The sequence below is a fragment of the Deferribacterota bacterium genome, from assembly GCA_034189185.1.
Lineage (GTDB): Bacteria > Chrysiogenota > Deferribacteres > Deferribacterales > UBA228 > UBA228.
Window position 1 is genome coordinate 1 of record JAXHVM010000214.1, and the last position, 2,685, is coordinate 2,685.

Below are 2,685 nucleotides of genomic sequence, written 5' to 3' on the forward strand. Positions count from 1 at the left end.
GCAAAACAAAGGAAAAATATTTACTGAATTGGATGTTGATAAAATAAGAGAATATAACCTGAAAAAGGATAAAAGAAAAAAGAATAAGTTGATTAGCTTAAGTGAGGCTATTGATAAATATGTTGAGAATGGCGACTATTTAGCCTCTACCGGCTTTGGGTTGACAAGAATCCCATCTGCCGCGCTATATGAGATTGTTAGACAAAAAAAGAAGAATCTTGGTTTTTCGTTGCATATGTCCAGTCTTAGTGGATCAATTCTTACAATGGGGAAGTGTTTTAATAGATGTGATTTTTCCTATGGTGCTGCTTTTGAGGCAATGGGTATAAATAAAGCGATGCGTAGGTATTTAGAATCAGGCAATGTAGAGTATACAGATTGGAGTAATAGTGCAATCTCTTGGAGATTAAGGGCAGCAGCAATGGGCATTCCCTTTATCCCTATTCGGAGCATGCTTGGCACTGACACTGAAAAATATTCTGCCGGTATAGAGATTGAATGCCCTTTTACTAAAAAAAAGTTGTTGGCCGTTCCTGCTTTATATCCAGATGTTGCTATCATTCACGTTCATGCTGCTGATGTATATGGTAATGCAGAAATTAAAGGCATATTAGTATCTGATATTGATATTTCAAGAGCTACTAAGAAACTTATTATAACAACAGAAGAGCTTGTCTCTGATGAATATTTTAGAAGTGATCCCTCAAGAACTGTTATTCCTTACTATTTAGTAGATGCAGTTGTACATGTACCTTTTGGGGGTTATCCAAGTGGTGTTCCATATAGATACTATATGGATATTGATCACCTAAATGAGATATTGGAAGTAGAGGCAGATGAGAAAGAGTATGAGGCTTTTATTGAAAAAAATATTTATCAAACAAAAGATTTTTATGATTATCTGAATATCCAAGGAGGATTTAAAAAGATGCAAAAACTTATAGAAAAAGAGCAATTATTAGGTGTTGAAGGGGGAGAAAATGAGTGAATATAATCCTATGGAATTAATGATATGTGCTGCTTCTAGATTTTTAGAGGATAATGCAGCTGTTTCTGTTGGTACAGGTGCTCCATGTGCTGCATCTATGCTTGCACAAAAACTGTATTCTCCAAATCTAATAATTATGTTTGAAGCAGGTGGTATAGCACCAATCTTACCATCAATGCCAATATCTGTTGGAGATTCTAATACATTACATAAAGCACTACAGACTACAACTATATTAGAAGTGATGGATGCATTACAGAGAGGGATGGTTGAATATTGTTTCTTAGGTGGGGCACAAATTGATATGTATGGGAACTTAAATTCAACAATGATAGGTAACGACTATTATCATCCAAAGGTTAGATTTCCTGGCAGTGGTGGAGCATGTGATTTTGGATCCCTTGCAAATAAAATATTAGTAATAACACCCCAATCTAAAAGAAGGTTTGTCGAAAAGGTAGACTTTATAACAACACCTGGGTATTTAACGGGTGGTGATGCTAGGGTTGAGGCAGGGTTACCACCAAATACAGGCCCCTATAAGGTTATAACTAATTTGGGGATATTTACCTTTGATGAGAAAACTAAGAGAATGAAAATAGAATCAATTCACCCTGGAGTGACTCTTGATGATATAATAGAAAATACAGGCTTTGAATTATTAAGAGATGATAAAATTGCAACTACTGAACCCCCAACTGATAAAGAATTAAAGATTTTAAGAGAAAAAGTGGATCCTTTAAAGGTGATAATAGGGAGAAAGGCTCATTAAACATACAATTATAAATATATTTTAATTTAATTAAATAGTTGAAATATTTTATAGTAATGTTTATCTATAACTAACAAAATTTTTTATATTAATTATTTTTAACATTTTTATTATTAAAATATAATTTAATAATTGTTTTAAGTATATATAAAAATATCAATATACACATTCTCAAAAATTCCACATTGAGAGCTTTATAGTTTTAAAGATATGACTTTCCCTTGGCTTTTTTTATTGAATTTTAAAAGGGTAATATGAATAAGTACAAAATAAGCTTAAAAAGCTTTAGGTTTGCTTTTACTAAAATTGCTACCAATTTATATTTATTTCTTACTTATTAAATATAATTAAAATGAATGTTTCAATGGGCTTAAATGGAAAGGTTAATTATTTGATTCACACTCAAAAATTAAATATAATATTAGATATTTTAAAAGAGGTAGTTTGAACGTTACCGAATTGCTTATCAAGTATATATAAAACAATATAAAAGCAAAATTGTTTCAACTAATTATGAAGTTGTTAAGCAGTTTGCTAAATTTTAAAAGTGCAGAGTTTAAGAATTAAAAGTGCATACCTTTCAAATCGGTATTTTTAATTTTCTGAACATCAATTAATTTTTCATTACACCAGAACCTAATTAGAGTTAAATCGTCAGAGATTCCGTTCTTTAGCGGATAAATTCTTAGAGAAACATTTTCTCGAAGATTAAGATGATTAACTCGTAATTGTAAATTATTAATTGATATTTTTCTATAAGCATCTGCAATCCTATTAATTCTAAAACAAAAAATGTCTTTAACTGATTGATAAGGTGAAGGCACAATAAATTCACGGAACAATGATTTGCCTTCTTTAAGAGCTTTTTGTAAACGAAAGTAAGGAACTTCCATGGTGGTTGAGTGAACTTGTCTATAGTTGTATC

The 2,685-nt window shown here is 31.0% G+C and carries 3 protein-coding genes; 2 read left to right on the forward strand and 1 reads right to left on the reverse strand.

The window, feature by feature from the left end:
• Positions 1–988, forward strand: a 988-nt coding sequence (locus SVN78_10065) for a CoA-transferase (protein ID MDY6821951.1), incomplete at its 5' end; no start/stop codon positions are given.
• Positions 981–1,760, forward strand: a complete 780-nt coding sequence (locus tag SVN78_10070) for a CoA-transferase (GenBank protein ID MDY6821952.1) — start codon at positions 981–983, stop codon at positions 1,758–1,760. The genes SVN78_10065 and SVN78_10070, both read left to right, overlap by 8 nt.
• Positions 1,761–2,323: 563 nt before the next feature.
• On the opposite strand, the gene SVN78_10075 is transcribed toward SVN78_10070, so the two are convergent.
• Positions 2,324–2,685 (reverse strand): hypothetical protein (locus SVN78_10075; GenBank protein MDY6821953.1); only part of this gene is annotated, 362 nt, incomplete at its 5' end.